This is a genomic window from Micromonospora sp. MH33 (assembly GCF_003013775.1).
GTDB classification, from domain to species: Bacteria; Actinomycetota; Actinomycetes; order Mycobacteriales; family Micromonosporaceae; genus Micromonospora; species Micromonospora fulviviridis.
In genome coordinates this window covers 17,575-41,812 of the sequence record NZ_MUYZ01000027.1, presented here as the reverse complement: position 1 = coordinate 41,812, position 24,238 = coordinate 17,575, and the positions used below count along the sequence as shown (strand labels likewise).

The 24,238-nt window shown below is 73.5% G+C and carries 21 protein-coding genes; 7 read left to right on the top strand and 14 right to left on the bottom strand.

Going from position 1 to position 24,238, the window contains the following annotated elements:
- The coding region (locus B0E53_RS07395; RefSeq protein WP_246835286.1) for an ATP-binding protein at nucleotides 1-1,892 on the bottom strand (1,892 nt) is incomplete at its 3' end.
- A gap of 224 nt (nucleotides 1,893-2,116) precedes the next feature.
- Nucleotides 2,117-3,520: an FGGY family carbohydrate kinase gene (locus B0E53_RS07390; RefSeq protein WP_107075314.1), complete on the bottom strand. Its 1,404-nt coding sequence runs from the start codon at nucleotides 3,518-3,520 to the stop codon at nucleotides 2,117-2,119.
- Nucleotides 3,521-3,779: 259 nt separating this feature from the next.
- Here B0E53_RS07390 and B0E53_RS07385 point away from each other — a divergent pair, with 259 nt between their 5' ends.
- Complete coding sequence (locus B0E53_RS07385) at nucleotides 3,780-5,699, top strand: chorismate-binding protein (RefSeq protein WP_107075313.1); 1,920 nt, start codon at nucleotides 3,780-3,782, stop codon at nucleotides 5,697-5,699.
- A 70-nt stretch (nucleotides 5,700-5,769) separates the two neighbouring features.
- Here the strand turns inward: B0E53_RS07385 and wrbA are convergent, their stop codons facing one another.
- Together wrbA and B0E53_RS07375 are read right to left on the bottom strand one after the other, a co-directional pair.
- Nucleotides 5,770-6,387: an NAD(P)H:quinone oxidoreductase gene (gene wrbA, locus B0E53_RS07380; RefSeq protein ID WP_107075312.1), complete on the bottom strand. Its 618-nt coding sequence runs from the start codon at nucleotides 6,385-6,387 to the stop codon at nucleotides 5,770-5,772.
- A gap of 302 nt (nucleotides 6,388-6,689) precedes the next feature.
- On the bottom strand, nucleotides 6,690-7,028 hold the full coding sequence (locus B0E53_RS07375) for a hypothetical protein (RefSeq protein WP_246835285.1): 339 nt from the start codon (nucleotides 7,026-7,028) through the stop codon (nucleotides 6,690-6,692).
- Between the two features lie 230 nt (nucleotides 7,029-7,258).
- Here B0E53_RS07375 and B0E53_RS07370 point away from each other — a divergent pair, with 230 nt between their 5' ends.
- Nucleotides 7,259-7,987 (top strand): YsnF/AvaK domain-containing protein, encoded by a 729-nt coding sequence (locus B0E53_RS07370; RefSeq protein WP_168215256.1) that lies wholly within the window; start codon nucleotides 7,259-7,261, stop codon nucleotides 7,985-7,987.
- A 115-nt stretch (nucleotides 7,988-8,102) separates the two neighbouring features.
- Nucleotides 8,103-9,206, top strand: coding sequence for a winged helix DNA-binding domain-containing protein (locus tag B0E53_RS07365; RefSeq protein ID WP_107075309.1), 1,104 nt, complete (start codon nucleotides 8,103-8,105; stop codon nucleotides 9,204-9,206).
- A gap of 50 nt (nucleotides 9,207-9,256) precedes the next feature.
- Here the strand turns inward: B0E53_RS07365 and ugpC are convergent, their stop codons facing one another.
- From ugpC to B0E53_RS07345, 4 genes are read right to left on the bottom strand one after another with little or no spacing between them, the layout of a single operon-like run.
- Nucleotides 9,257-10,465 carry a sn-glycerol-3-phosphate ABC transporter ATP-binding protein UgpC gene (ugpC, locus tag B0E53_RS07360; protein WP_107075308.1) on the bottom strand — a complete coding sequence of 403 codons (1,209 nt, stop codon included), beginning with the start codon at nucleotides 10,463-10,465 and terminating at the stop codon, nucleotides 9,257-9,259.
- 11 nt (nucleotides 10,466-10,476) lie between these two features.
- Nucleotides 10,477-11,313 (bottom strand): carbohydrate ABC transporter permease, encoded by an 837-nt coding sequence (locus B0E53_RS07355; RefSeq protein ID WP_107075307.1) that lies wholly within the window; start codon nucleotides 11,311-11,313, stop codon nucleotides 10,477-10,479.
- 1 nt (nucleotide 11,314) lies between these two features.
- Entirely contained in the window at nucleotides 11,315-12,316 is a 1,002-nt protein-coding gene (locus tag B0E53_RS07350) for a sugar ABC transporter permease (protein ID WP_107075306.1), read from the bottom strand.
- Nucleotides 12,317-12,371: 55 nt separating this feature from the next.
- A complete protein-coding gene (locus B0E53_RS07345) occupies nucleotides 12,372-13,655 on the bottom strand; it encodes an ABC transporter substrate-binding protein (protein ID WP_107075305.1) in 1,284 nt (427 codons plus the stop codon).
- 251 nt (nucleotides 13,656-13,906) lie between these two features.
- Between B0E53_RS07345 and B0E53_RS07340 the strand changes: the two genes are divergently transcribed.
- The 3 genes from B0E53_RS07340 (at nucleotide 13,907) to B0E53_RS07330 (ending at nucleotide 15,548) form a co-directional block, all read left to right on the top strand.
- Nucleotides 13,907-14,611 carry a VOC family protein gene (locus B0E53_RS07340; RefSeq protein WP_107075304.1) on the top strand — a complete coding sequence of 235 codons (705 nt, stop codon included), beginning with the start codon at nucleotides 13,907-13,909 and terminating at the stop codon, nucleotides 14,609-14,611.
- 182 nt (nucleotides 14,612-14,793) lie between these two features.
- Nucleotides 14,794-15,225 carry a hypothetical protein gene (locus B0E53_RS07335; protein WP_107075303.1) on the top strand — a complete coding sequence of 144 codons (432 nt, stop codon included), beginning with the start codon at nucleotides 14,794-14,796 and terminating at the stop codon, nucleotides 15,223-15,225.
- A gap of 47 nt (nucleotides 15,226-15,272) precedes the next feature.
- On the top strand, nucleotides 15,273-15,548 hold the full coding sequence (locus B0E53_RS07330) for a hypothetical protein (protein WP_107075302.1): 276 nt from the start codon (nucleotides 15,273-15,275) through the stop codon (nucleotides 15,546-15,548).
- Nucleotides 15,549-15,607: 59 nt separating this feature from the next.
- Here the strand turns inward: B0E53_RS07330 and B0E53_RS40055 are convergent, their stop codons facing one another.
- The 5 genes from B0E53_RS40055 to B0E53_RS07305 all read right to left on the bottom strand — a co-directional run bounded on the left by B0E53_RS40055 (nucleotide 15,608) and on the right by B0E53_RS07305 (nucleotide 19,918).
- Nucleotides 15,608-16,303 (bottom strand): hypothetical protein, encoded by a 696-nt coding sequence (locus B0E53_RS40055; protein ID WP_107075301.1) that lies wholly within the window; start codon nucleotides 16,301-16,303, stop codon nucleotides 15,608-15,610.
- A gap of 73 nt (nucleotides 16,304-16,376) precedes the next feature.
- Complete coding sequence (locus tag B0E53_RS40050; protein ID WP_107075300.1) at nucleotides 16,377-17,309, bottom strand: rhomboid family intramembrane serine protease; 933 nt, start codon at nucleotides 17,307-17,309, stop codon at nucleotides 16,377-16,379.
- Nucleotides 17,310-17,351: 42 nt separating this feature from the next.
- Nucleotides 17,352-17,990: a L,D-transpeptidase family protein gene (locus B0E53_RS07315; protein ID WP_107075299.1), complete on the bottom strand. Its 639-nt coding sequence runs from the start codon at nucleotides 17,988-17,990 to the stop codon at nucleotides 17,352-17,354.
- Nucleotides 17,991-18,405: 415 nt separating this feature from the next.
- Complete coding sequence (locus B0E53_RS07310; RefSeq protein WP_107075298.1) at nucleotides 18,406-19,197, bottom strand: DUF4184 family protein; 792 nt, start codon at nucleotides 19,195-19,197, stop codon at nucleotides 18,406-18,408.
- 22 nt (nucleotides 19,198-19,219) lie between these two features.
- On the bottom strand, nucleotides 19,220-19,918 hold the full coding sequence (locus B0E53_RS07305) for an HAD family hydrolase (protein WP_107075316.1): 699 nt from the start codon (nucleotides 19,916-19,918) through the stop codon (nucleotides 19,220-19,222).
- A 210-nt stretch (nucleotides 19,919-20,128) separates the two neighbouring features.
- On the opposite strand from B0E53_RS07305, the gene B0E53_RS07300 reads away from it, so the two are divergent.
- Nucleotides 20,129-21,466, top strand: a complete 1,338-nt coding sequence (locus tag B0E53_RS07300) for a hypothetical protein (protein ID WP_246835283.1) — start codon at nucleotides 20,129-20,131, stop codon at nucleotides 21,464-21,466.
- 35 nt (nucleotides 21,467-21,501) lie between these two features.
- Here the strand turns inward: B0E53_RS07300 and B0E53_RS07295 are convergent, their stop codons facing one another.
- A complete protein-coding gene (locus B0E53_RS07295; protein ID WP_107075296.1) occupies nucleotides 21,502-24,204 on the bottom strand; it encodes a glucosidase in 2,703 nt (900 codons plus the stop codon).
- Between the last annotated feature and the right edge of the window lie 34 nt (nucleotides 24,205-24,238).

Below are 24,238 nucleotides of genomic sequence, written 5' to 3'. Positions count from 1 at the left end.
GCCCGCGCGGGCGCGGCGGCCAGCAGCTCGGCCGGGATCCGGACCCGGGCCACCAGGCCCTCGTGGCCGCCCCGCAGCCGCACCCGCACGCCGTGCCGGGCGCCCAGGTGGCTCACCACGAACAGGCCCATCCGCTCGGACGCGGCCACGTCGGCCGCCGGCGGCTCGGCCAGCACCGCGTTCGCCTCGGCCAGCGCGGCCGGGCTCATCCCCAGCCCCTGGTCGATGATCTCCACGTACGCGCCCGGGCCCTCGGCGCCGGCGACCACCCGCACCACCGTGTCCGGCCGGGAGAAGGCGGTGGCGTTCTCCAGCAGCTCGGCGAAAAGGTGCACCAGGTCACCCACCGCGTGCCCGACGACGTGCAGGTCGGACCGGGAGTCGTGACGCACCCGCTGGTACTGCTCGATCTCGGCACTGGCCGCCAGCAGCACCGCGCCGAGGCCGACCGGCCGGTTCCACCGCCGGCTGGACTCGGTGCCGGCGAGCACCAGCAGGCTCTCGTCGTTACGGCGCATGCGGGCGGCCAGGTGGTCGAGCTTGAACAGGTTCTCCAGCTGGTCCGGGTCGCTCTCCTCGCGTTCCAGCTCGTCGAGGAGTTCGAGCTGCCGCTCGACCAGCACCTGGCTGCGCCGGGCCAGGTTGACGAACATGGCGTTGACGTTGCGCCGCATCATCGCCTGCTCGACCGCCACGTCGACGGCGCTGCGGTGCACCGCCACGAACGCCTCGGCCAGCTCGCCGAGCTCGTCCTGCGAGTCGACCACCGCCGGCGGTACGTCGATCACGCCCACCGGGCGGTCGACCGCGCGCAGCCGGTCGAGGGTGTGCGGCAGCTCCACCTGCGCGATCCGCAGCGCCTGGCCGCGCAGCAGCCGCATCGAGCGGGCCACCGACCGGCCAACCAGCAGCGAGATCAGCACGGCCACCAGGAGCACGCCGACGATGCCGCCGACCACCAGCAGGGTGTCCCGCAGCTGCCGGGCGCTGGCGTCGTCGGCCTGGCGTACGGCGTCGTCGAGGACCTCGCCCTCGAGCTGGCGGAGCAGTTCCTGCCGCTGGTCGCTGGCCGCCCACCACTGCGTCGCGGGCAGCAGCGCCGGCTCGGCGGTCCCGCTGGGCAGGGTCTGCTCCTCCAGCCGGGCGGCCGAGACGAACGCCGGATCCACCGAGGTCTGGTCGTAGCGGCGGACCTGGTCGGCGGTCGCCGCCACCCGGAACGCGCCCAGCGCGGTGAGCTGCTGCGCCCGCAGGTCGGTCAGGGTGACCTGGTCGTCCACCTCGTACCGGCCGGATCGGGCGGCGGCGTAGAGCTCGGCGCGGATCCGCGAGGACAGCTCCTTGACCCGGGAGAGCTGCACGTACCGCAGCACCGCGTTGGTCAGCGCCCGCTGGTCGTCGCCCGGCGACGGCTCGGCGAGCAGGTCGAGCAGGGCCGCGATGGCCCGGTGGTAGTTGCTCAGCACGGTGTCGCTGGAGAGCACCGCCGGTGGCACGGCGGCGCGGATGTAGACGACCTGGTCGTACGCCTCCAACACCTCGGAATAGGCCACCCGCCAGGCGGCGTCGGCGTCGGCGAGGGGTTCGGCCGCGGCGCGCAGCTCGGTCATCGCCCGGTCGGAGGCGTCCTGCAGCGGCTTGAGCGCGGTGACCGCGGCGTCCCGGCCGGCGCTGCCCCCGGCCTTGCGCAGTGCGGCCAGCTCCCCGGCGGAGCGGTCCCGCTCCTGCTGGAGGCGGTCCACCGCGGTGCTGATCTGCCGGCCGATGCCGACCTGCTGGGCGAAGTCGCTCAACGCGGTGGTCTGCCCCACCAGCCCGCGGGTCTGCACGCCGGCGAGCACCAGGAACGCCACCGAGGGCAGCACCAGCACGGTGGCGAGCTTGGTGCGCATCCGCCAGTCCCGCAACCGGAAGCGCGAGCGCCGCCGGTGCGGCGCCACCCGGTCCTCGGACGTGCTCCGGCGCGACCGCGGCGCCGTTCCGCGAGCCGGGTCGGGACCTGCGCCCAATCTTTCCTCCTCGGTCCCCCTCGGCTCCACCGGTTCGGGGAGCGGAGTCCATCCAACCAGGCCGGCGGGCGGTGTCAAACGCTCAGCCAGCCGCACGACCAGGAAGGTCAGCGCGGTGGGCGGGAGCCTACGGTGTTCGGCGCGTTCCGGTCGTCCGTCCGGCCGATGCCGGCCACGTGCGCCGCCTCCGCGACCCGGCCGAGGGCCACCAGCGCGGCCCCGGTGGCCCCGATCTCCGGGTTGCGCTGGTAGTGCACCGCACGCGGGGCCAGCGCGTCGACGAACGCGGCCCGCCACCAGGCCGAGGCAGCCATCGCGCCGCCGCCCAGCACGACCTCGGCCGGCGCGCCCACGCCGGCCTCCACCAGGGCCAGGTCGTCGGCCACCAGCCGACACAGCTCGGTCATCAGCACGGCGAGGATGTCGACCGCGGTGGTGCCGAAGCTCAGGCCGCGCAGGTCCCCGGAGCCGGCCGGGGCGATCCCGGGCGGCCGGTCCCCGCCGAGGCGCGGGTTGGCGCGCAGGGTCAGCTTCGCGCCGGCCCGGGTCAGCGCGGCCTCCAGGTCGGCGCCGGGCGGCAGCCGCAGCTCGCGGGACGCCCAGGCGAACAGGTTCCCGCCGCTGGAGTACGCCGCCCCGGTGACCACGTGCTGGTGGTCGACCCGGTAGCGCCAGAGCTGCTCGGGCAGGGGCGGCAGCGGCGCCCCGGCCGGCACCGCCTGGATGAGGCGTACCGCGGCGGAGGTGCCGACGGTGACCGCGGCGCGGGAGGGGTCGACGCAGCCGGAGCCCACGTTGGACGCCGCGCCGTCGCCGACCGGGGCGGCCCAGCGGGCGTCGGCGAGCTGCGGCCAACGCTGGGCGTGCTCGACGCGGAGTCGGCCGCGCCACCGCTGCGGGGCCAGCGCCGGAAGCTCCTCGGGGCGTACGCCGGCCAGCTCGCACGCCTCGGGGTCCCATTCCAGCCGCCGCAGGTCGAGCAGCCCGGTGCCGGAGGCCATCGACACGGACATCGGCGCCTCGTCGAGCAGCACGCCGAGGACGTACTCGACCAGCCCGCCGAAGCGGGCGACCGGGCTGCCGCAGTGCGCCCGCAGCCAGGGCAGCCGCACGGTCCAGTAGCAGCGGTGCCACCAGGCGCCGGTGCGCTCGTGGAAGGCGTCCGGATCGGCCGGGCCGACGGCGCCGGCGGGGGCCTCCGGCCGGGTGTCCATCCAGGTGAGCACCGGGCCGAGCGGCGCGCCGTCGGCGCCCAGCGGCAGCACCGAGTGCCACTGCGCGGAGGTAGCCACCAGCTCCACGTCGCGCAGGTGCCCACCGGCGGCCAGCTCGTCCAGGCACTCCGCGAGGCAGGCCAGGTAGCGAGGGCCGTCCAGCGTGCCGCTGCCGTCGTCGCCGGTCGCCAGGTGCACCTTGCGGCGGGCCAGCGCGCCGGGGCGCGGGACGGCGTCCCCGTCCAGCACGAGCCCGCGCACCGAGGAGGTGCCCAGGTCAAGAGCGAGAATGTCCATCGCGGGTCAACCTACCCGCCGGGAGCGGCGGCGAAGCCAAGATCCGCCGGCCGGCACGGCGATCGGGTTCCCCGGCGCGGTCCGCTCGCGTACAGTGATCGCCATGCCCGCGCACCTGTCCTGCTGGTGGCCCGCCGACCCGGCGGCCCACTTCCGCGCGTAGCTTCCCCACGCGGCCGCCCGACGAGGCGGCCGCCGGTCTCTCCCCGGCACCCCGGGGCCGCCCCACCGGCGGCCTCCGGCCCACCGAGGAGACCCCATGACCCGCCCGCACGACCCGCTCGCCGCCGTCGCGGCCGGCCGCGACCCCGGCCCGTTCGCGCTCGTCCGCCGCGAGGGCGCCGACCACGTCGATTTGTTCGCCGGTCCGGTACGCACCGTCGACCGGCTCGCCGAGATTCCGCTGCCCGACGACGCCCCCGGACCGCGCACGCTGGCCCTGGTCCCCTACCGGCAGATCGCCGAGCGCGGCTTCGCCTGCGTGGACGACGGCCTCCCGCTGGAGTGCCTGCTGATCTCCGAGCACCGGCGGCTCCCGCTCGACGAGGTGCTGGCCGCCCTGCCCGACGCGCCGGTGGTGACCCGCGACGCCGCCTTCGACGTCTCCGACGCCGGGTACGCGGACACCGTCGGCCGGGTGCTGACCGACGAGATCGGCCGGGGCGAGGGCGCCAACTTCGTCATCCACCGCACCCTGCGGGCCACCGTGCAGGGCCCGCCGCTGGTGGCCGCCCTGGCCGCGCTGCGCCGGCTGCTGCTGCGCGAGCGGGGCGCGTACTGGACGTTCGTGGTGCACACCGGCACCCGGATCCTGGTCGGGGCGAGCCCGGAACGGCACGTCAGCGTGGACGACGGCCTGGTCATGATGAACCCGATCAGCGGCACCTTCCGGCACACCGGCGCGGCGGCCGACCGGGAGGAACTGCTGCGCTTCCTCGACGACCCGAAGGAGGTCGAGGAGCTGTACATGGTGCTCGACGAGGAGCTGAAGATGATGGCCACCGTCGCCGAGCACGGCGGCCAGGTGGTCGGGCCGTACCTGAAGGAGATGGCGCACCTCGCGCACACCGAGTACCTGCTGGCCGGGCGGGGTTCGTTGGACGTCCGGGAGGTGCTGCGGGAGACCATGTTCGCGCCCACGGTCACCGGCAGCCCGATGGAGAACGCCTGCCGGGTGATCGCCCGCCACGAGCGGACCGGCCGGCGCTACTACGCCGGGGTGCTCGCCCTGCTCGGCCGCGACGAGCAGGGCCGGCAGACCCTCGACGCGCCGATCCTGATCCGCACCGCCGAGCTGTCCCCCGCCGGCGAGCTGCGGGTGCCGGTCGGAGCGACCCTGGTGCGGCACTCCACCGCCGCCGGCGAGGTGGCCGAGACGCACGCCAAGGCGGCCGGGGTGCTGGCCGCGCTCGGCCTCGGCCCGGACGCCCCGGCCCGCGACGCCGGGCCCGCGCTCCGGTACGCCGACGACCCCGAGGTGCGCGCCGCACTGGCGGCCCGCAACACCCCGTTGGCCCGGTTCTGGCTGGACCAGCGCGTCGCGGGGTCGTCCGCGCTGCCCGGGCTGGCCGGCCGAAGCGCGTTGATCGTGGACGGTGAGGACACCTTCACCGGGATGCTCGCCCACCAGCTCGGCGCGCTCGGCCTGGCGGTGACCCGGCGGGACTGGCACCGGGCCGGCCCGGTCGACGGGTTCGACCTCGTGGTGGCGGGCCCGGGCCCGGGCGACCCGAACGACCTCGCCGAGCCGAAGATGGCGAGCATGCGGGCCCTGCTGGCCGGGCTGCTCGCGGCGGGCCGCCCGACCCTGGCGGTCTGCCTCGGCCACCAGCTCCTCGCCGGGCTGCTCGGGCTGCCGCTGCACCGACGCGACGCGCCCTACCAGGGGCTGCCGAGGGACGTGCCGGTGTTCGGGGCGACCCGCCGGGTCGGCTTCTACTCCAGCTTCACCGCCCGGGCCGACGCGGACCGGGTCGCCACCGGGTACGGCCCGGTGGAGCTGTCCCGGGACCCGGCGGACGGGGCGGTGCACGCGCTGCGCGGGCCGGGCTTCGCCGGGGTGCAGTTCCACCCGGAGTCGGTGCTCAGCCGCGATGGCATGGCGGTCCTGGCGGACCTGCTCGGGCATCTGCTGGCCCATCCCGCGCTGACCGGGCATGGACCGGCCGATCGGGGGTAGGGCGAGAGGCGACCGGTGGTGGGACGAGCCGAGAGCTCTCATCCCACCACCGGTCGCCACGGGTCCAGGGTCAGCCGGCCATGCCCTTCTTGAGCGCCGCACCCATCTGCACGGCCCGCTTGGCGGTGAGCGCCGTGGCGGCGAGGGCCACGTGGTCCGGGGCGATCTCGCCGTTGTTGCTGGTGTGCGAGGCGCCGTACGGGTTTCCGGCGACGAACTGGCTGGGGTCGGTGTAGCCGGGGGTCACCACGATGCCGCCCCAGTGGTAGAAGACCGTGTACAGCGACAGCAGCGTGGCCTCCTGGCCGCCGTGAGAGGTGGCCGTCGAGGTGAAGCCGCTGTAGACCTTGTTGGCCAGCGCACCCTGGGCCCAGAGTGGGCCGGTGGTGTCGATGAACTGCTTGAGCTGGGCGGCGACCATGCCGTACCGGGTGGGCGAGCCCATGATCACCACATCGGCCCAGGAGAGGTCGTCCGGCTGCGCCTCCATCACGTCCTGGGTCTCCAGCCGGTGCGCCTGCCAGCCCGAGTTCGAGCGGATCGCCTCGTCCGGCGCCAGCTCACGTACCTTGCGCAGGCGTACCTCCGCGCCGGCCTCCCCGGCGGCCTCGACCGCCGCCTGCGCCATCTGGTAAGTGATGCCGGTCGCGCTGTAGTAGATCACCGCGACCTTGACCTGGCCATCCATCAGACGATTCCTCCTCGGTGTCGGGTCAGCTCCGGCGACTACCCGTTGCTTGCGACGTCAAACGTCGGGCGTGTACGTGGACCTGCTGGTGGTGCACCGTCGACTGAGCTGAGCCGATACCTTGCCGCCGCTCAAGATTTGCGCAAGTTCCGCTGGAAACCGCTTCCCCCGGGTCCGGGCGCCCGGGGATCCTGATGCCACCGGTGCCGGCGTACCGCCGCCCCGCACCGGGCACCTGAACGGGGGATCGCGCTCCGCCGGCAACGCGGCTGGCGTAGCGCGATCAGGGGCACCGGCCGGGCTCAGTGGTTGAGCTTGTCGCGCAGGTCGGTCACCCGCTTCTCCAGCCGGTTCACCGCCTGCTCGTTGTTGATGAAGGTGCTGATGCCGGCGGCGAGGGCCAACCCGAGCAGCACCGCCAGGGCGCTGAGCACCAGACCGCCGATCGCCACCCCGCGTCCGGTGACGCCGGGACGCCGGCTCATCCGCAGTCCGACGATGGCCAGGATGACCCCGATGATCCCCAGCAGCAGCCCGACCGAGGCCAGGATCGCGGTGAGCACGCTGAGCAGGGCCGCCACGCCGAACACCAGCGAGAAGGTCGCAGCCGCGCTGGTCTTCGCCCCGCTCGCCGATCCCATGGGCCGAGCGCCGCCTCGCATGGGTTCACTGGACGCTGTCATCACGTACACCTCGCATTCTTCGCATCGGACACCGGCGGCGCTTCCCCGCTCTGCCGGCGCTCATGCCTCGCAACCCGGGTCGTTTCCGGCACCGCTGCCACTCCTCCTCCTATTCGTCCCGGTTCCGGGGAATGCCGGGCGGGCCGCCCGGGGATCCGGGTGGTGACCCACGAGAGGAAGGACGAACCATGCGACTGACGGAGCAGCAGGTCCGCTCGCTGTACGGGCAGGACGTCCAGGACCGCTCGGGCGCGAAGATCGGCAGCGTGGGCCAGGTCTGGGCCGATCCCAACGGCGAGGCGACCTGGGTCAGCGTGAAGACCGGGGTGATGGGCCACCACGAGTCGATGGCTCCGCTCGATACGGCCCGGATGCAGCCGGACGGCCGACTCCAGGTGCCGTACGACAAGGCGACGGTGCGCAGCGCTCCCAGTGTGGAGACCGGCACCGACCAGCCGCTCAGCACCGACCAACTCACCCAGCTCTACCGGCACTACCAGCTCGGGGAGCAGGCCGGGCCGGCGCCGCAGCGGATGCCGGGCGCCCCTGAGGTGGTCCGCTCCGAGGAGCGGCTGCGGGTCGGCACCCAGAGCGAGCCGGCCGGCGCCGCACGGCTGAACAAGCGCGTGGTCACCGAGAACGTGGAGACCAAGGTGCCGGTCGAGCATGACGAGGTGACCGTCGTCCACGAGCCGATCAGCGAGGCCGACCGGGACGCCGTCCGGGCCGGCATCGGCGAGGAGCAGCGCGAGATGGAGCTGCGCGCCGAGCACCCGGTGGTCGCCAAGGACCAGGTCCCGGTCGAGCGGGTCCGGCTGAACAAGGACGAGGTCGTCGAGGAGCAGCCGGTCAACGCGCAGGTCCGTCGGGAGCTGGTGGACGCCGACGTGCCGGAGCGGGCACGCCGCAACCGCTGACGCGACGGCATCCCGGGCGGGTGGGCCACGGCCCACCCGCCCGGTCGTCCGTCCCGCCGGGAACGTCGCACCGCCGACCTATGCTGACCGTCCACGTCGATGGGAAGGCCACCTCGTGACCGTACGTCTCACCGGCGCCGAGGCGCTGGCGCTGCGGATGACCAGCCTGCTGCTGCGCCCGCACCCGACCGCGCGCCCGGAGAGCGTGGCCGAGGTGGTCGAGTGGTTCGGCGCCATGCAGGCCCAGGACGCGGCGAGCGGCCTCTGGTCGCTCGGCGTACGCCTGCCCGGCCGGACCCAGGACGACGTGCGCGCGGCGCTGGAGCGGCGGGAGGCGCTGCGCACCTGGCCGATGCGGGGCACGGTGCACCTCGTGCCACCCCGGGACGCGCGGTGGATGCTGGCGGTGACCGGCGTGCGGGTGCTGGCCAGCGCGGCCACCCGGCGGGCCCAGCTCGGCCTGAGCGAGGCCGACGCGGACCGCGCCGCCGACGTGCTGGGCGAGGCCCTCGCGGGTGGGGGCCGGCTCACCCGGGCCGAGTGCCTGGCCACGCTGCGCGCCGCCGGCCTGGCCACCACCGGCCAGTGCGGCTACCACCTGCTCTGGTACGCCAGCCAACGCGGCGTCACCTGCATCGCCCCGCACGTGGGCACCGAGCAGACCTTCGCGCTGCTGGACGAGTGGGCGCCGGATCCGCGCCGCCCCGAGCGCGACGAGGCGCTGGGCGTGCTGGCCCACCGGTACGTCCGCGGCCACGGCCCGGTGACCCGGCACGAGCTGGCCCGGTGGACCGGGCTCACCGTCACCGACGCCACCCGGGGCATCGCGGCGGCCGGCGAGGCGCTCGCCCCGGTCGAGGTGGACGGGGTGCCGGCGGTGGTCGACGCCGCCCTGCTCGACGCGCCGCGGGCGCCGGTCGACGCCGTGCACACCCTGCCCGGCTTCGACGAGTACCTGCTGGGCTACCGCGACCGCACGCTGATGCTCGACCCCGCGCACGCGAACGCCGTCGTCCCCGGCAACAACGGGATCTTCCAGGCCACGGTGGTGCGCGGTGGCCGGGTGGTCGGCACCTGGAAGCGGACCGTGGGCAAGCGGGCGGTCACCGTGACCGTGCAACCGCTGGCGCCCTTCGACGCCGCGCTGCGGGCCGGCGTCGAGTCGACCCTCGCCGGCTACGCCGACTTCCTCGGGCTGCCACTGCGGCTGACCTGGTGACCCGCGGCCGGGCCGGCGGGCGGCGCCCACCGGCCCGGGCCCGGTGCCGTTCAGTCGGCCAGCGCGCCCGACGCCCGCCCCTCGTGCAGCGTGAGGTTCCGTCCGGTGGACGGGTCGAAGAGGTGGATCTTCTCCAGGTTGAACCAAACCCGCCGCGGCTCGCCCTCGCGCACCGGCGACTCCGCCGACAGCCGGGTGACCAGGCTCGACCCGGTCCCGGTGAAGTCGGCGGCGCCCGCGTCGGCGGCCAGTTCCTCCAGCTCGGCGGCGCTGGCCCGCTCCCCCTCGACCGTGAAGTAGACGTACTTGTCGGAGCCCATCGACTCGACGATGTCGACCGGCGCGTCGAACTCCAGGCCCCGGCGGCGGGTCTCGTCGTCGATCAGCGCGGCGTCCTCGAAGTGCTCCGGACGGATGCCGAGGATCAGCTCGCGCGGGGCGTCGCTGCCGTCGAGCTGCCGGCGTACCCGGTGCCCGATCGGCACGTCCCCCAGCGCCGTACGCAGGTGACCGTCCTCGACGGCGGCGTGCAGGAAGTTCATCGACGGGGAGCCGATGAAGCCGGCGACGAAGAGGTTGCGCGGGTGGTCGTAGAGCTCCTGCGGGGGGCCGACCTGCTGCACCGCGCCGCCCCGCATGATCACCACGCGGTCGCCGAGGGTCATCGCCTCGGTCTGGTCGTGGGTCACGTAGACGGTGGTGGTGCCGAGCTGCTTCTGCAGCCGGGACACGACGGTGCGCATCTGCACCCGCAGCTTCGCGTCCAGGTTGGACAGCGGCTCGTCCATGAGGAACGCCTTGGGCTGGCGGACGATCGCCCGGCCCATGGCCACCCGCTGCCGCTGCCCGCCGGAGAGGTTGGCCGGCTTGCGGTCCAGCAGCGGGGTCAGCTCCAGGACCTTGGCCGCCTCCTCCACCTTCTGGTGGATGGTCTCCTTGTCCAGCTTGGCCAGCCGCAGCGGGAAGGCCATGTTCTCCCGAACGGTCATGTTCGGGTAGAGCGCGTAGGACTGGAAGACCATGGCGATGTCGCGGTCCCGGGGCGCCTTGTCGTTGACCCGCTCCCCCGCGATGCGCAGTTCCCCGGAGCTGATGTCCTCCAGCCCGGCGATCATGTTCAGGGTGGTGGACTTCCCGCAGCCGGAGGGGCCGACCAGGATGACGAACTCGCCGTCGGCGATCTCCAGGTCGACGTCCCGCACCGCGGTGGTCCCGTCCGGGAACCGCTTGCTCACCTTGTCCAGCACGATGTCAGCCATGACAACACCACCTATCCCTTGACTGCGCCGGAGGTCAGGCCGGAGACGATGCGGCGCTGGAAGAAGAGCACGAACAGGATGATCGGAACGGTGATCACTACGGCGGCGGCGCAGATCGCCCCGGTGGGGTCCTCGAACTGCGACGCGCCGGTGAAGAACGACAGCGCGGCCGGCACCGTGCGGGAACGCTCGGTGGAGGTCAGCGAGATGGCGAAGAGGAAGTCGTTCCAGCAGAAGATGAAGACCAGGATGGCCGTGGTGAACAGCCCCGGCGCGGCCAGCGGGGCGATCACCCGCCGGAACGCCTGGCCCTGGGTGGCGCCGTCCATCTTCGCCGCCTTCTCCAGGTCCCAGGGGATCTGCTTGAAGAACGCCGAGAGCGTGTAGATCGCCAGCGGCAGGGCGAAGGTGATGTACGGCAGGATCAGCCCCGGCCAGGTGTCGAAGATGCCGAGCTGCCGCTCGATGTCGAACAGCGGCGACACCAGCGACACCTGCGGGAACATGGCGATCAGCAGGGACACCCCGACCAGCAGCTTCTTGCCGGGGAAGTCCAGCCGGGAGATCGCGTACGCGGCCATCGCGCCCAGCACCACCGCGACCAGGGTGGCGATCAGCGCGATGCCGATGGAGTTGACCAGGGCCCGGACGAACTGGTCGGTGTCGAAGATCGTCCGGTAGTTGTCCAGCGTCCACTCCCGGGGCCAGAACTTCCCGTCGGTGAGGGTGGCCGGGGTCTTGAACGACAGCGAGGCGATCCAGAGCACCGGGACGAGCGCGAAGACGACGACGATGACGTCCAGCAGGCCCCAGCGCACCTTCGCCCGCGTGGTGGTTTCGACTGCCATCTCAGCGCCTCTCCCCGTCGTCGCTGCCGGGAGCAGCGGTGCCGAACAGCTTCACGAACACGAACGCGATGATCGCCACGGTGAGGAAGATCAGCACCGACATGGTGGAGCCGATGCCGAGGTTCAACCCCCGGATCAGGTTGTTGTAGGCGAGCATCGACACCGACGAGGTCTCGTTGCCGCCGGCGGTGAGCACGAAGATGTTGTCGAACACCCGGAACGCGTCCAGGGTGCGGAACAGCAGGGCGACCAGGATGGCCGGCTTCATCACCGGCAGCATCACCTTGGTGAACCGCTGCCAGGCCGTCGCGCCGTCGGTGGAGGCGGCCTTGAGCAGGTCCTCCGGCACCAGCGCCAGCCCGGCCATCAGCAGCAGCGCCATGAACGGGGTGGTCTTCCAGATCTCGGCCAGCATGATGATCGCCAGCGAGCTGGCCCGCTCGGTCAGCGGGGCGCTGCCGTCGAACAGGTTGGCCAGGTAGCCGGTGCCGGGCGTCCAGGCGTACCGCCAGGAGAAGGCGGCGACCACCGTGACGATGCCGTACGGGATGAGCGCCGCGGTGCGGACGATGCCCCGGCCGACCAGCGTCCGGTGCATGATCAGCGCCAGGCCCATGCCGAGCACCAGCTCGACCGCGACGGTGACCACGGTGATCAGCGCGGTCACCCCGAACGCCGTCCACCAGAACTGGTTGGTCAGCACGGTCGCGTAGTTCTCCAGCCCGATGAACTCGCGCTGGTCGGGGAAGCGCAGGTCGAAGCGCTGGAGTGACAACCAGACCGAGTAGAGGATCGGGTAGGCGGTGACCAGCACCATGACCAGCGCGGCCGGCGCGCAGAGCAGCCAGCCGAGGCGCCGTTCGGCGCGCTTGTTCTCGCTCAGCGGGGGCCGGGCCCGGCGGCCGGCCCGCTGGGTCGGGACGGCCGCGTGCCGGCCGCCGCCCCGGGCGGCGGTCTCGTCGGCGGCGACGTCCGCGCCGGCGGGAGTGGCGTTCACACTCACGGTGCCACCTTCTTTCGCGACTGCGGGGCTCGCGGGATCGGCTCACTCCTCGCGCTCACGGCAGGACCCCCTTCGACTTCAGGGCGTCGGCGATGGCGTCGCGCAGCTCGTTCGCGGTCTGCTCGGGCCGGATGGCCGACGGCGGCGACAGGATCGCCGACATGACCGTGGAGATGCTCTGGTATGCCGGGGTCAGCGGCCGGACCGCCGGCTCCTTCAGCTCCTCCAGGATGGTGTCCTTCATCGGGTACGCCTTGTCCATCTCCGGGTCGGCGTAGACCGACTCGATGGTGGGCGGCACGCCGTCGTTGACCGCGGAGAACTTCTGGTGCTCGGCGTCGCGGATGCACTTCGCCGCCTCGAAGGACTCCGTCGGGTGCTTCGAGTAGGTGCTGACCGCCATGTTGACCCCGCCGATGGTGACCTTGCTCGGGGTGTTCGCGTCGATGCCGGGCATCCGCGCCCACTTGACCTTCTTCGCCAGGTCCGGGGCCGCCTCCTGCATCGCCGGGTAGACGAAGGGCCAGTTGACCTCGAAGGCGCCGCCGCCGGACTGGAACTCCAGCCGGACCGGGTCCTCCGTGGCGTTGCTGAACGACGGCGACGTCACGCCCGAGGTGGCGAACTTCTTCAGCTGGTCGAGGGCCCGCACCGTGCCCGCGTCCATCACGGCCTGCTTGCCGTCGTCGCTGAGGATCTTCCCGCCCGCGCTCTCGGCCAGGGTGTTGTAGAGGACGACGAGGCCCTCGTACTGGGCCCCCATGGTGAGCACCTGGTACGGCTTGCCCTGCTGCTTGAGCTGCTGGGCGGCGGAGATCATCTCGTCCCAGGTCTTCGGCGGCTCCTGGACCAGGTCGCTGCGGTACCAGAGGAGCTGCACGTTCGTGTTCTTCGGCGCCGCGTAGAGCTTGTCCTCGTAGCGCGCGGTGTCCAGCGGGCCGGCGAGCGTGCCCTGCTCCACCTCGGCCTTGTCCTGGCCGGTCCACTCCCGGAGCCAGTGGGCGCTGGCGAACTCCTGGGTCCAGGTGACGTCGAGACCGAGCACGTCCATCCCGCTGTCCTGCGCCGCGAGCCGCCGCACCATCTGCACCCGCTGGTCGTCGGCCTGCCGCGGCAGCACCCGGTAGACGATCCGGTAGCGCCCCTGGGCCTGCGCGTTGCAGTCGTCGACCACCTTCTGCAGGTTCTGCTCGGGCGGGTAGTACAGGTTGATCGTGGGCGGGCCACCGTCGCCGCCGGAACCGCAGGCGGCCAGCGGGGCCACCAACGCGAGTGCGGCGGCTGCCGCCGCCGCACGCCGGGCCGGCCGCCGCGCGGCCGGGTCGGGGTCTGTCGTCATCGCCCTCCCCCTTTCTTCGGCGAAGAGCCGGGGAAGTCGCCCGTGCCCCGGCGCACGGCGAGACGGTCGGGGCGCCGGCGGTCGCCCCGCGCCCCGGGGCGTCTCGTGCGGCAGACAGTGCCCTGCCTGCGACGCTGCGAAACCTGACGGTCACGAGACGGATACGACAGCCACCTTCGTGGGGCGGATCACCTGGACCGGCCGCACCCCGCGAGCGGGTGGACGTCCGACCCGGCCGGCATGATGGCCGGATGATCGCACGCTTCAAGGACCTCTGCCTCGACGCCGCCGACGCCCACCGGCTCGGCGGCTTCTGGGCCGACATCCTCGACGGCAAGCTGGTCGACACCGGCGACGGCGACGCCCGGATCGACCCCCGCCGCGCCGCCTCCGCCGCCGAGTCGATCTGGGTCAACACGGTGCCCGAGCCGCGGACCGGGAAGACCCGCGTCCACCTCGACCTGCGGCTCGCCGAGCCGGAACCGGCCACGCTGCTGGCCGCCGGCGCGCGCCTGGTCCGCGAGCCGGACGCGGAGATCAGCTGGTGGGTGCTGGCCGACCCGGAGGGCAACCAGTTCTGCGCGTTCCCGCCGCACGAGGGCGCCCGGCCCGGCGTCTTCGAGCTGGTCGTGGACAGCGCCGACCCGGCGGCCCAGGCCGCCTGGTGGGCGCGGGTGGCCGGCGGCCGGGTGGAGACCACCGCCGAGGGCGCCGCCTCGGTGGTCGGCGCGGCGGGCTTCCCCTGGGACCACTGGGTCTTCGACCCGGTGCCGGAGCGCAAGCGGGTGAAGAACCGGGTGCACTGGGACGTCGAGCTGACCGGCACGGAGGTCACCGCACTGATCGGTGCCGGGGCCACCCTGCTGCGGGAGCCCACCCCGGCGACGTCCTGGTGGGTGCTGGCCGACCCGGAGGGCAACGAGTTCTGTGCCTTCCGGCCGCGTCCCATCCAGTGAACGGCGAGGCTACCCAGCGTCCGCCGGGTCGACTAGCGTTTTCGTAGCTCCGCAGCCAGCGCGTCGCCGTCGAAGTCGATACGCCTCCGGCCGACCCCAGCCCGTCCGATCGGTTGGTTCTCGCGCGAACCCCCTTCTGCGGTCCCACCGGTTGGGCAGGATTCCCACAAGGAGGTGCCGTCGTGCAGGACACCCGCGCTCTCGCCCTGACGTTCGAGGTGAGCGGCCTGCCCCCGGTCAAGACCGAGGCCCTGTCCATCTTCGCCGCCGGCCACCGGCAGGCGACTAGGGTCCGCACTCTGCTCCAGGCCGCCTGCACGGCGGCCCAGCGCACCGGGTGGACCCCGCTCGACGGTCCGATCGAGGTGGACGTGACCTTGCGCTGCCCGCCCGGACACCGCACCTCCGACGCCAGCACGCTGGTGGGCGGGGTCTGCGCGGTGCTCCAGGACAAGAAGCGGGTGGCGAACATCGGCCTGGCCCACCTCGGGGTCCTGGTCGACGTCGCCCTCTGGTCCGACGACCGGCAGATCCGCCGGCTGTCCTACGTCGAGGAGCCCGCGGAGGACTTCTCGTACCAGGTCCGGGTGGCGGCCGTACCGACGATGGTTTGACCGACGACAGCGGTCGGGTACCGCGGTCGCCGACGAAGGGAGCGCCGATGTCGGAGCCACATGTCACGCTCGATCCGAGCGGGCTCGATCCTGTGCAGCAGAAGCTGCGCGGCCCGCTGGAGGATCAGCTGACCTCGGCCCTGCAGGCGGCCGCCGATCGGGTCCGCGCCGGCTACGCGGGTGAGCCGGTCGAGGAGGTCTGCCGTCGGCTGCTCGAGGAGACCCGCGCCGGGCTGCACCCGGACATCGCCGCCGGCTTCCAGCCGGACATGGACGAGATGTGCCGGGTCGCGGTGGCCATCGTCCGCGGCGAGGTCGGCTGACGCACGCGTACCCCGACCGCGCCGGCCACCGGGGCCGGCGCGGTCGGTCCGCGCGCCGGTCAGGCGCGTCGCACGTCGACCGCGACGACGTGGGTGCCGTCGGGGCGGGTGGACTCGCCCAGCCGCACCGGGGGCGTGCCGCCGGCCGGCGGCCGGAGCCCGAGCCCGAAGCTGAGGTGCCCCTCGAAGTCGCCGGCCGCGGCCCAGCCGCGCAGGGTCGGGTAGCCGATCCGCGACGGCGGCACGTCGGCTGTGCCGGCGCCGCGCGCGTCGTGCGCCTGCGCCGGGTCGAACCGCACCGACAGGTAGGCCGTGCCGGGCAGTTCGACGGGCGCGCCGCGCCCCTCGGTCAACACCTGCGGGACGTAGCCGACCTGGTAGGAGGGCGTCGGGCCGCGGAAGGCGAAGGTGATCCGGCTGAACCCCTCGGCCGGGTGGTCACCGACCCGTACCTCGACCAGGACGGGCAGCGGCTCCCCCGGCGCCGGGGTGACGGGCACCCGGACCTGGTGGGTCACCCGGGCGGGCGTGGCGGGGACCGCCCAGCCGTAGGTCACCTGCCAGGAGCCCTCGACGGGCGCGCCGGTGGTGGGCGCGGCCGGGGTGGTGGCGGGGGCGGTCGCGCCGGAGGTCGCGCCGGGCGCCGGCGCCGTCGCGGTCGTCGGGGCCGCGCCGTCGTGGTCGGTCGTCGTCGTGCAGGCCGCCGCGAGCAGCACGACCAGGCTGGCGAGCAGTGGTACGCGCTGAGGTGTCATGGCTCAGTGTCGCGCCGGGCCGCGTCCGTGCACCAGAGCCGTTCGTCCGCCCTGCCGGGGGCGCTCGGCGGGGTCAGCCGGCGAGGGCGAGCGACTTCACCACGACCAGCGCGACGAGGAGCACGGCGACGGCCACGGTGACCGCCACCTGCACGGCGGTCCGCCGCCGGGCCGGGGCGTACGCGAACCCGAGGCCGACCACGCCGCCGACCAGCAGGCCACCCAGGTGGCCCTCCCAGGAGGTCCAGCCGGCGGAGAGCACCATCCAGATCACGAACGGGATGAGCACCCGCTGCGGGTCGATCGGGTGGTGGTGCAGCCGCCGGGTGAGCACCACGTAGCAGCCGGCCAGGCCGTACACCGCGCCGGAGGCGCCGACCGCCGCCTGGTGCGGCGAGATCAGGAAGCCCAGGACCCCGCCGCCCAGCGCGGAGAGCAGGTAGACGGCGAGGTACCGGGCGTGCCCGAGCCGCTCCTCGATGACCCGGCCGAGTTCCCACAGCCACCACAGGTTGAACGCGATGTGCAGGAAGCCGAGGGCGCCCTGGGTGGGCAGGAGGTGCAGGAAGGACGAGGTGATGAGGCGGTACCACTCGCCGTGCGCGACGCCGATCGGCTCGTACCCGGGGCGGGCGACGCCGTCGTCGACGTAGCGCTGGCCGGCGTCGTCGACCAGCCCGGTGCCCAGGCTGTCGAACTGGTCCAGGACGGCCGGGTGGACCAGCTCGACCAGGTACGCCAGCACGATGAGGGCGACCAACGCGTACGTGACCAGGGGGCGGGCCACCGGCCGGCCGCCGAAGACCGTGCGGGCCTGCCGGACGGTCCGGTTGTCCGCCCGGACGCACTCCGGGCAGCGGTGCCCGACCGGCGCCTCGCGCATGCAGTCGGGGCAGATGTGGCGGTCGCAGCGGGTGCAGCGCAGCAGCGTCTCCCGCTTGGGGTGCCGGTAGCAGGTGCTGGCGGCGTTCTCGGCGGGCGGCTGGCCGGTGCTGATCGTGTCCATCAGAATGCGGTCCTGGCTGGCTCGTGGGGGCGGGGCGGCGGGTCAGTACCGGTCGAGCCGCTCGGCGGGGCTGAGCACGATGTGCGGCGCCGCCTCGGGGTCGAGCCAGGTGAGCACCGCGACCAGGTGCTCGTGGGACAGGCTCACGCAGCCGGCCGTGGGGTTGCCCTCGGTGCGGCTGAACTGGTGCAGGAAGATGCCGCTGCCGGCGTGCGCCACCGGGACCGGGACGGTCGGCGGCATGTTGTAGGTGATCACCGCGAAGTGGGTGTATGCCGGGTCCTCCCGCCACAGCGCCTCGCTCTGGCCGCCCAACGGCTCGGCGGAGCGCTGGAAGCTGTTGTAGTGCGGGGAGTCCGGCTCGGCGTTCCACCAGTCGCCGACGGCCACCCGGTGGTACGGGTGGCGCACGCCCGGGTCCGCGGCGATGCCGTAGACGGTCGGGCCGATGGCGTAGACGCCGGTCGGGGTGGTCGGCACGCCCTCGACGTGCCGGTCGCTGAAGCCGTCGGCGCCGATCCGGGCCGGCAGCGGGGGCAGGGCCGGCCGCCAGTGGTCGCCGGCGCGGTCGTACGTCTCCAGGGTGGCGTGGGTGGTGCGCCAACCCTCGCCGGTGACGATGACGACCTGCGCCGTACCCGCTGGCAGGGAGGTCAACTGGGCGGCCTTCGTCGGCTTCACGCGGAGGATCCTCGCACGGCACCGGGGCCGCGCACCGCCCCCGTCCGGGTGATCTTCGCGAGGTCGCGGGAGGTGGCCGGATCGAGGTGACGGGAGGTGGCCGGACGGGTCAGGACCGGGTCCGCAACTCCCCGGTCCTGACCCCCAGCCGTCCGGCGTGGTAGCGGTCTCCGCCGTTGCGAGCGCGGCAGGCGTGGCACGCCGCCAACGCCGGGCTCAACACGGCGAGCCGGCCCGCCTGCACTCAGCTCCACGGTGCCCAACTACCGGACTTCGGCGCGCCCCCGTCTCACCCCGAAGAGGCGTGGGCGCGGGCTCAGGTTAGGCAGGTTCCCGCAGGTCGGACAAGGTTCGGCGGGCCCGGGAGAATGTGATTGATACCAACGTTGAAATACGGCATGTCGGCGTAACAGGGTCAGCCGGACGGGCGCTGTTTGTCTTCGAGGCGATGACTGCGCCCGGCGGCCGGCGGCGGCGCGGCCAGGGCTCCGGCCGCGGCCGCCCCGGCGATCAGGGCGAGCGCCGAGAGGTGCAGCAGGCGCACCCCGGCCGGCGCCGGGACGGTGGCCGCCGGCAGGCCCGGCAGCAGCAGCGTGCCGAGCCCGGTGACCGCCAGGGCCACTGCCCAGAACACGCCCGGCCGGGCCGGCGGCACCGGCGGCCGGACACCCTCGAAGATCTCACGCCGGCGGGCGGCGCGCACCGCCAGGGCGGCCACCAGCAACCCACCGCCGAGGGTGCCCACCACGTCGGACAGCTGCCACCAGTAGAGCCCGGTCAGGGCGTGGAAGTCGGCGATGCCGAGCAGGCGCGGCCACCGGTCGCTGTGGGTGATCCGGTCCCAGGCGACGTGGCTGAACGCGCCGATCAGCGCCGAGCAGACGGTGACCTGCCAGGGGTGCCGGACGCCGGCCAGCGCGGCGTGGTCCGGCCAGCCGAACAGCCGCTGGCCGGGCAGGTGCACGGCGACCCCGGCGATCACCCGGCGGACGATCCAGGCGTAGCCGAGGGCGACCGGCAGGCACCACCAGAGCAGCCCGCCGAGGGTGTGCGTACGCAGCCCGGGGGCGAGCGCCGTGCCGGTGAACAGGTACCCGACGTCGGGCGCGACCGCGCCGGTGGACAGCGCCACCCCGTCGAACCAGTGCGGCCGCCAGAGCTTCAGCGGCAGCACCGGCGCCAGGTGCGACGGGAAGGTCAGCGGCATTCCCCCGACGTTACCGGCCGGATCAGAAGTGCCGGACCAGGTCGGGGAAGGCGGCCAGCCGGATCACCCCGGGGTCGGACGGGTCCAGCTCGTCGTGCTCCAGCACCCAGGTGTTCTCGTTGGGAATGAAGACCGCGTTCAGGCCGGCGGCCCGGGCGGGCAGGATGTCCGAGCGCGGGGAGTTGCCGACCATCCAGGCGGCGGCCGGGTCGAAGGCGTGCTCCCGGGCCAGCCAGCGGTAGGTGTCCACGTTCTTCTCCGGCACGATGTGCGCGGCGCGGAAGTGGTGCAGCAACCCGCAGGCGTCGAGCTTGCGCTGCTGCTCCTCGCGCTCCCCCTTGGTGAGCAGCAGCAGCTCGTGCCGGGTGGCCAGGTCGTCCAGGGTCTCCGCCACGCCGGGCATCAGCTCGACCTGGTGGCCGATCAGCGCCGCCGCCAGCTCGTCGATCTCGGCGCGCTCCCGGTCGGTGGCCGGGCGCGCCCGCAGCTTCTCCAGGCACTCACCGAGGCTGCGGAGGAAGACCTTGCTGCCGTAGCCGTGCGCGACCGCGTTGGCCCGCTCGATGTCGTCGAGCACCGACCGGATCTGGATCCGGTCCAGCGTCGGATGGTCCAGCCAGGTGAGGAAGTCGTCGATCACCCGCTCGAAGAGGACGTTGTTCTCCCAGAGCGTGTCGTCGGCGTCGAAGACCAGCACGGCGGCCTCCCGGCGCTGTGGCATCGCGTTCTCCTCCCGTGTGCCGGACCGGGACACGGTACTGCCCGCGGCCGGCCCCGGCACCCGGGTTTCCGGCACGCCGGGCCCGCGCCTCCGGCATCCACCGACAAGATCATCCCCGGCCGGACGGACCGTCCGGACTGGCCGAACGCCGTGCGACGGGCGGCGGGAACCCGACTGCGCGTACCCGGGTCGCGGCGGGATGCTTCGGCGATGACGACCTCACGCGATCAGCCCCGCGCGACCCCGGCCCGGCGCCGGCGTCGCCGGAGGGCGGCCACCGCAGTGGTGGCCGCGCTCGCCGCCGCGGGCGGCGCGCTCCCCCCTTCCCCGGCCCTCGCGGTCAACGCCGCACACTCCACCGTGGTCGGCGCCAACCCCGCGGACTGGACGCCGCACGCGCTCGACGGGACCGTGTACCGGATCCTGCAGATCGGCAACCGGGTGTACCTGGCCGGCTCGTTCACCAAGGTCCGCAACGCCGGGCAGACCGCCCAGCTGGCGATGCCGCGGCTGCTGGCCATCGACGCCACCACCGGCCGGATCGACACCACGTTCCGGCCGGTGGTCAACGGCACGGTGAAGGCGCTCGCCGCCTCGCCGGACGGCCGCTCGCTCTACCTCGGTGGCGCGTTCACCACGGTCAACGGCGTGGCCGCCCCGCGGGTGGCCCGGGTCGACGCGGCCACCGGCGCCCGGGTCGCCGGGTTCGCCCCGGCCGCGCTCAACAACCAGGTCAACGACATGCGGCTGGTCGGCAACCGGCTGATCCTCGGCGGGGCGTTCCAGACCGTCGGCGGGGTGACCCGCCGCGCGCTGGCCGCGTTGAACGCCACCACGGGCGCCGCCGACGCCTCGGTGAACCTGCGGATCGAGGGACCCCGGAAGACCACCAGCGGCGCCACCGCCCCGGTCAAGATCGAGGCCCTGGACGTGTCCGCCGACGGCCGGCGGCTGGTCTTCGTGGGCAACTTCAGCTCCGTGGCCGGCGTGGCGCGCCACCAGCTCGCGGTGGCGAACCTGACCGACACCGGGGCGACGCTCTCCGGCTGGTCGACGCTGCGCTACCAGCCGCAGTGCGCCGCGTCCATGCCCACCTACCTGCGCGGGGTGGACATCTCCCCGGACGGCACCTGGTTCGTGGCGGTCACCACCGGCGCCGCGTTCCCCGGCACGCTCTGCGACGCGGCGTCCCGCTTCGAGTTCGGCACGGAGACCGGCGGCAAGCAGCCGACCTGGGTGAACTACACCGGCGGGGACACCCTGCTCTCGGTGGCGATCACCGGTGCGGCGGTCTACGTCGGCGGCCACCAGCGCTGGCTGGACAACCCGTACGGGCGCAACTCGGCCGGCGCGGGCGCGGTGTCCCGGCCGGGGATCGGGGCGATCCACCCGACCACCGGCAAGGCGCTGGCCTGGAACCCGACCAAGGACCGGGGCGTCGGCACCGCCGAGCTGTACGCCACCGACCGGGGTCTCTGGGTCGGCAGCGACACCGTCACGGTGGCCGGCGAGTACCACGCCCGGGTGGCGTTCCTCCCGCTGCCGTGAGTTGGTGGGGCGCGGCGTTCCGTCGCGCCCCACCGTCAGCGGCGCAGGGTGAGGATCAGGTCGGCGACCAGGGCCGTCCACCCGGTCTGGTGCCAGGCGCCGAGGCCGGCGCCGTTGTCGCCGTGGAAGTACTCCGGGAAGCAGATCAGGTCCCGCCAGTCCGGGTGGGTCTGGAAGAGCTGGGCCGCGCCGTAGATCGGCCGCCGGCCCCAACCGTCGCGGGTGAACAGCGAGATCAGCCGGGCCGACAGGTCGTCGGCGATCTCGTCGAGGGTGCGCTTCACCCCGGACCGGGTCGGGTATTCCACCTGGAGGTCGTCGCCGAAGAAGGCGGCGTAGTCGCGCAGCGCGCTGATCAGCAGGAAGTTGGTCGGCATCCAGATCGGGCCCCGCCAGTTGGAGTTGCCGCCGAACAGGCCGCTGGTCGACTCGGCCGGCTCGTAGCCCACGCCGAACTCCTGGCCGCCGAGGGTGACCGTGAACGGCTTGTCCAGGTGGGCGCGGGAGAGCGTGCGCAGCCCGTACTCGGAGAGGAACTCGTCGGTGTCCAGCATCCGGGCGAGCAGCCGGACCACCTGGTCCGGGCCGACCATGGAGAGCAGCCGCTGCTGCCGGCCGTCCGGGCCGAGCCGGCGGGCGCCGATCACCTCGGCGTACTCGGGGCGGTTGGTGAGGAACCAGCGCAGCCGGGCGCCCAGCTCGGGCAGCCGGCGCAGCGTACGCGCGGTGAGCCGGGTGACCGCGGCGAGCGGCAGCAGCCCGACCACCGAACGGACCTTCAGCGGCACCTTCGTGCCGTCGGCCTGCCGCAGCACGTCGTAGAAGAACGCGTCCTCGTCGTCCCAGAGCCCCTGGTCGTACGCGGCCGCCGCGATGTACGCGAAGTGCTCGAAGAACTTCGTCGCGGTGTCCACGTACGCCCGGTCGTGCTCGGCCAGCACGATGGCCATGTCGAGCAGGTTGAGCGCGTACATGGCCATCCAGCCGGTGCCGTCGGACTGCTCCAGCACCCCGGCCACCGGCAGCGCGGCCGACCGGTCGAACGGGCCGACGTTGTCCAGCCCGAGGAAGCCGCCCTCGAACACGTTGTTGCCGCCGGTGTCCTTCCGGTTGACCCACCAGGTGAAGTTGAGCAGCAGCTTGTGCATCACCCGGGCGAGGAACTCGTGGTCGCGGGAGCCGTCGATCTCGAACACCTTCAGCGCCGCCCAGGCGTGCACCGGCGGGTTCACGTCGCCGAACGCCCACTCGTACGCCGGAATCTGCCCGTTCGGGTGCAGGTACCACTCGCGGAGCAGGAGCAGCAGCTGCTCCTTGGCGAAGCTCGGGTCGACCCGGGCGATGGTGACGCAGTGGAAGGCCAGGTCCCAGGCGGCGTACCAGGGATACTCCCAGGGGTCCGGCATGGAGATCACGTCGAAGCTGTTCATGTGCCACCAGGCGCTGTTGCGCCCGTGCCGGCGGCCGGCCGGCGGCGGTGTGGAGCCCGGGTCGCCCTCCAGCCAGCGCTTGACGTCGAAGTGGTAGAACTGCTTGCCCCACATCAGCCCGGCGATGGCCTGCCGGGCCACCAGCGCCTCGTCGGCGCTGGCGGCGGCCGGGATGACGCTGTCGAAGAACCGGTTGGCCTCGGCGCGCCGGGCCCAGAGCACCGTGTCGAACCCCTCGCCGAGGTCGGCCGGGGGCGGCGGGGAGCTCGCCGGGGGCGGGGCGGTGCGGGTCAGCCGCAGCCGGATCTGCCGCTGCCCGCCGGCCGGCACGTCCAGCACGTAGTGCAGCGCGCCCTTGGTGCCCTCCCGGTCCGGGTTGACGGTGTCCGCGCCGGCCACCACGTGGTCGTTGATCCCGTCCTTCGGGTACGCCGACCGCCCGGGCAGCCCCCACAGCCGCTCGGCGTTGGTGTCGTTGTCGCAGAGCAGCGGCGTGGGCGCGCCGTCCCCCTCCAGCAGGAGCTGGCCGAGCACCCGGTGCTCGCCGACCAGCCGGGCGCCGTCGCCCACGAGCCGGGGCACCCGGTCGCCGCCGGGCAGCCCCCACGCCCAGGTGTTGCGGAACCAGAGGGTCGGCAGCACGTGCAGGGTCTCGTCGGTGTCCCCCCGGTTGGCCACCGTGATCAGCACGCACAGGTCGGTCGGGGACGCCTTGGCGTAGTCGACGGTCACCGCCCAGTACCGGTCGTCGTCGAAGATCCCCGTGTCGACCAGCTCGTACTCGGTGTCGTCCCGGCCGCGCAGCGCGTTCACCGCGACCAGCTCGTCGTAGGGGAAGGCGGCCTGCGGGTAGTGGTAGCGCCAGCGCATCCAGGAGTGGGTGGGCGTGGAGTCCTCGTACCACCAGTACTCCTTGACGTCCTCCCCGTGGTTGCCGCCGTCGCCGCCGAGGCCGAACATCCGCTCCTTGAGGATCGGGTCCCGCCCGTTCCACAGGGCCAGGGCGAAGCAGAACGTCTGCCGGTCGTCGCAGACGCCCGCCATGCCGTCCTCGTTCCAGCGGTAGGCTCGGGACCGCGCGTGATCGTGGGGGAAGTAGTCCCACGCCGTGCCGTGTTCGCTGTAGTCCTCCCGTACCGTCCCCCACGCCCGCTCGGACAGATAGGGACCCCATGCGCGCCAGTCCTGCTCCCCGGCGTCGGCCTGGGCGAGCCGGTGCCGCTCGGGGTCGGGGGTCGCGGAGGTCGGGCGGTCAGTGATCACCTGCACATCTTCGACGCCGCCGGGGTACTTCTCCACAGCGGCCATTGTCGTCGTGGCGGGTGACACCCCGCCGGTGGTG

Bases quoted from the DNA above. Each gene is read 5' to 3' on its own strand.
- B0E53_RS07295 (WP_107075296.1), bottom strand. From the start codon at position 24,204: ATGGCCGCTGTGGAGAAGTACCCCGGCGGCGTCGAAGATGTGCAGGTG.
- B0E53_RS40055 (WP_107075301.1), bottom strand. From the start codon at position 16,303: ATGACACCTCAGCGCGTACCACTGCTCGCCAGCCTGGTCGTGCTGCTC.
- B0E53_RS07370 (WP_168215256.1), top strand. From the start codon at position 7,259: ATGCGACTGACGGAGCAGCAGGTCCGCTCGCTGTACGGGCAGGACGTC.
- B0E53_RS07310 (WP_107075298.1), bottom strand. From the start codon at position 19,197: ATGCCGCTGACCTTCCCGTCGCACCTGGCGCCGGTGCTGCCGCTGAAG.
- B0E53_RS40050 (WP_107075300.1), bottom strand. From the start codon at position 17,309: ATGGACACGATCAGCACCGGCCAGCCGCCCGCCGAGAACGCCGCCAGC.
- B0E53_RS07305 (WP_107075316.1), bottom strand. From the start codon at position 19,918: ATGCCACAGCGCCGGGAGGCCGCCGTGCTGGTCTTCGACGCCGACGAC.
- B0E53_RS07340 (WP_107075304.1), top strand. From the start codon at position 13,907: ATGATCGCACGCTTCAAGGACCTCTGCCTCGACGCCGCCGACGCCCAC.
- B0E53_RS07300 (WP_246835283.1), top strand. From the start codon at position 20,129: ATGACGACCTCACGCGATCAGCCCCGCGCGACCCCGGCCCGGCGCCGG.
- B0E53_RS07345 (WP_107075305.1), bottom strand. From the start codon at position 13,655: ATGACGACAGACCCCGACCCGGCCGCGCGGCGGCCGGCCCGGCGTGCG.
- B0E53_RS07385 (WP_107075313.1), top strand. From the start codon at position 3,780: ATGACCCGCCCGCACGACCCGCTCGCCGCCGTCGCGGCCGGCCGCGAC.
- B0E53_RS07355 (WP_107075307.1), bottom strand. From the start codon at position 11,313: ATGGCAGTCGAAACCACCACGCGGGCGAAGGTGCGCTGGGGCCTGCTG.
- wrbA (WP_107075312.1), bottom strand. From the start codon at position 6,387: ATGGATGGCCAGGTCAAGGTCGCGGTGATCTACTACAGCGCGACCGGC.
- B0E53_RS07390 (WP_107075314.1), bottom strand. From the start codon at position 3,520: ATGGACATTCTCGCTCTTGACCTGGGCACCTCCTCGGTGCGCGGGCTC.
- B0E53_RS07375 (WP_246835285.1), bottom strand. From the start codon at position 7,028: ATGGGATCGGCGAGCGGGGCGAAGACCAGCGCGGCTGCGACCTTCTCG.
- B0E53_RS07330 (WP_107075302.1), top strand. From the start codon at position 15,273: ATGTCGGAGCCACATGTCACGCTCGATCCGAGCGGGCTCGATCCTGTG.
- ugpC (WP_107075308.1), bottom strand. From the start codon at position 10,465: ATGGCTGACATCGTGCTGGACAAGGTGAGCAAGCGGTTCCCGGACGGG.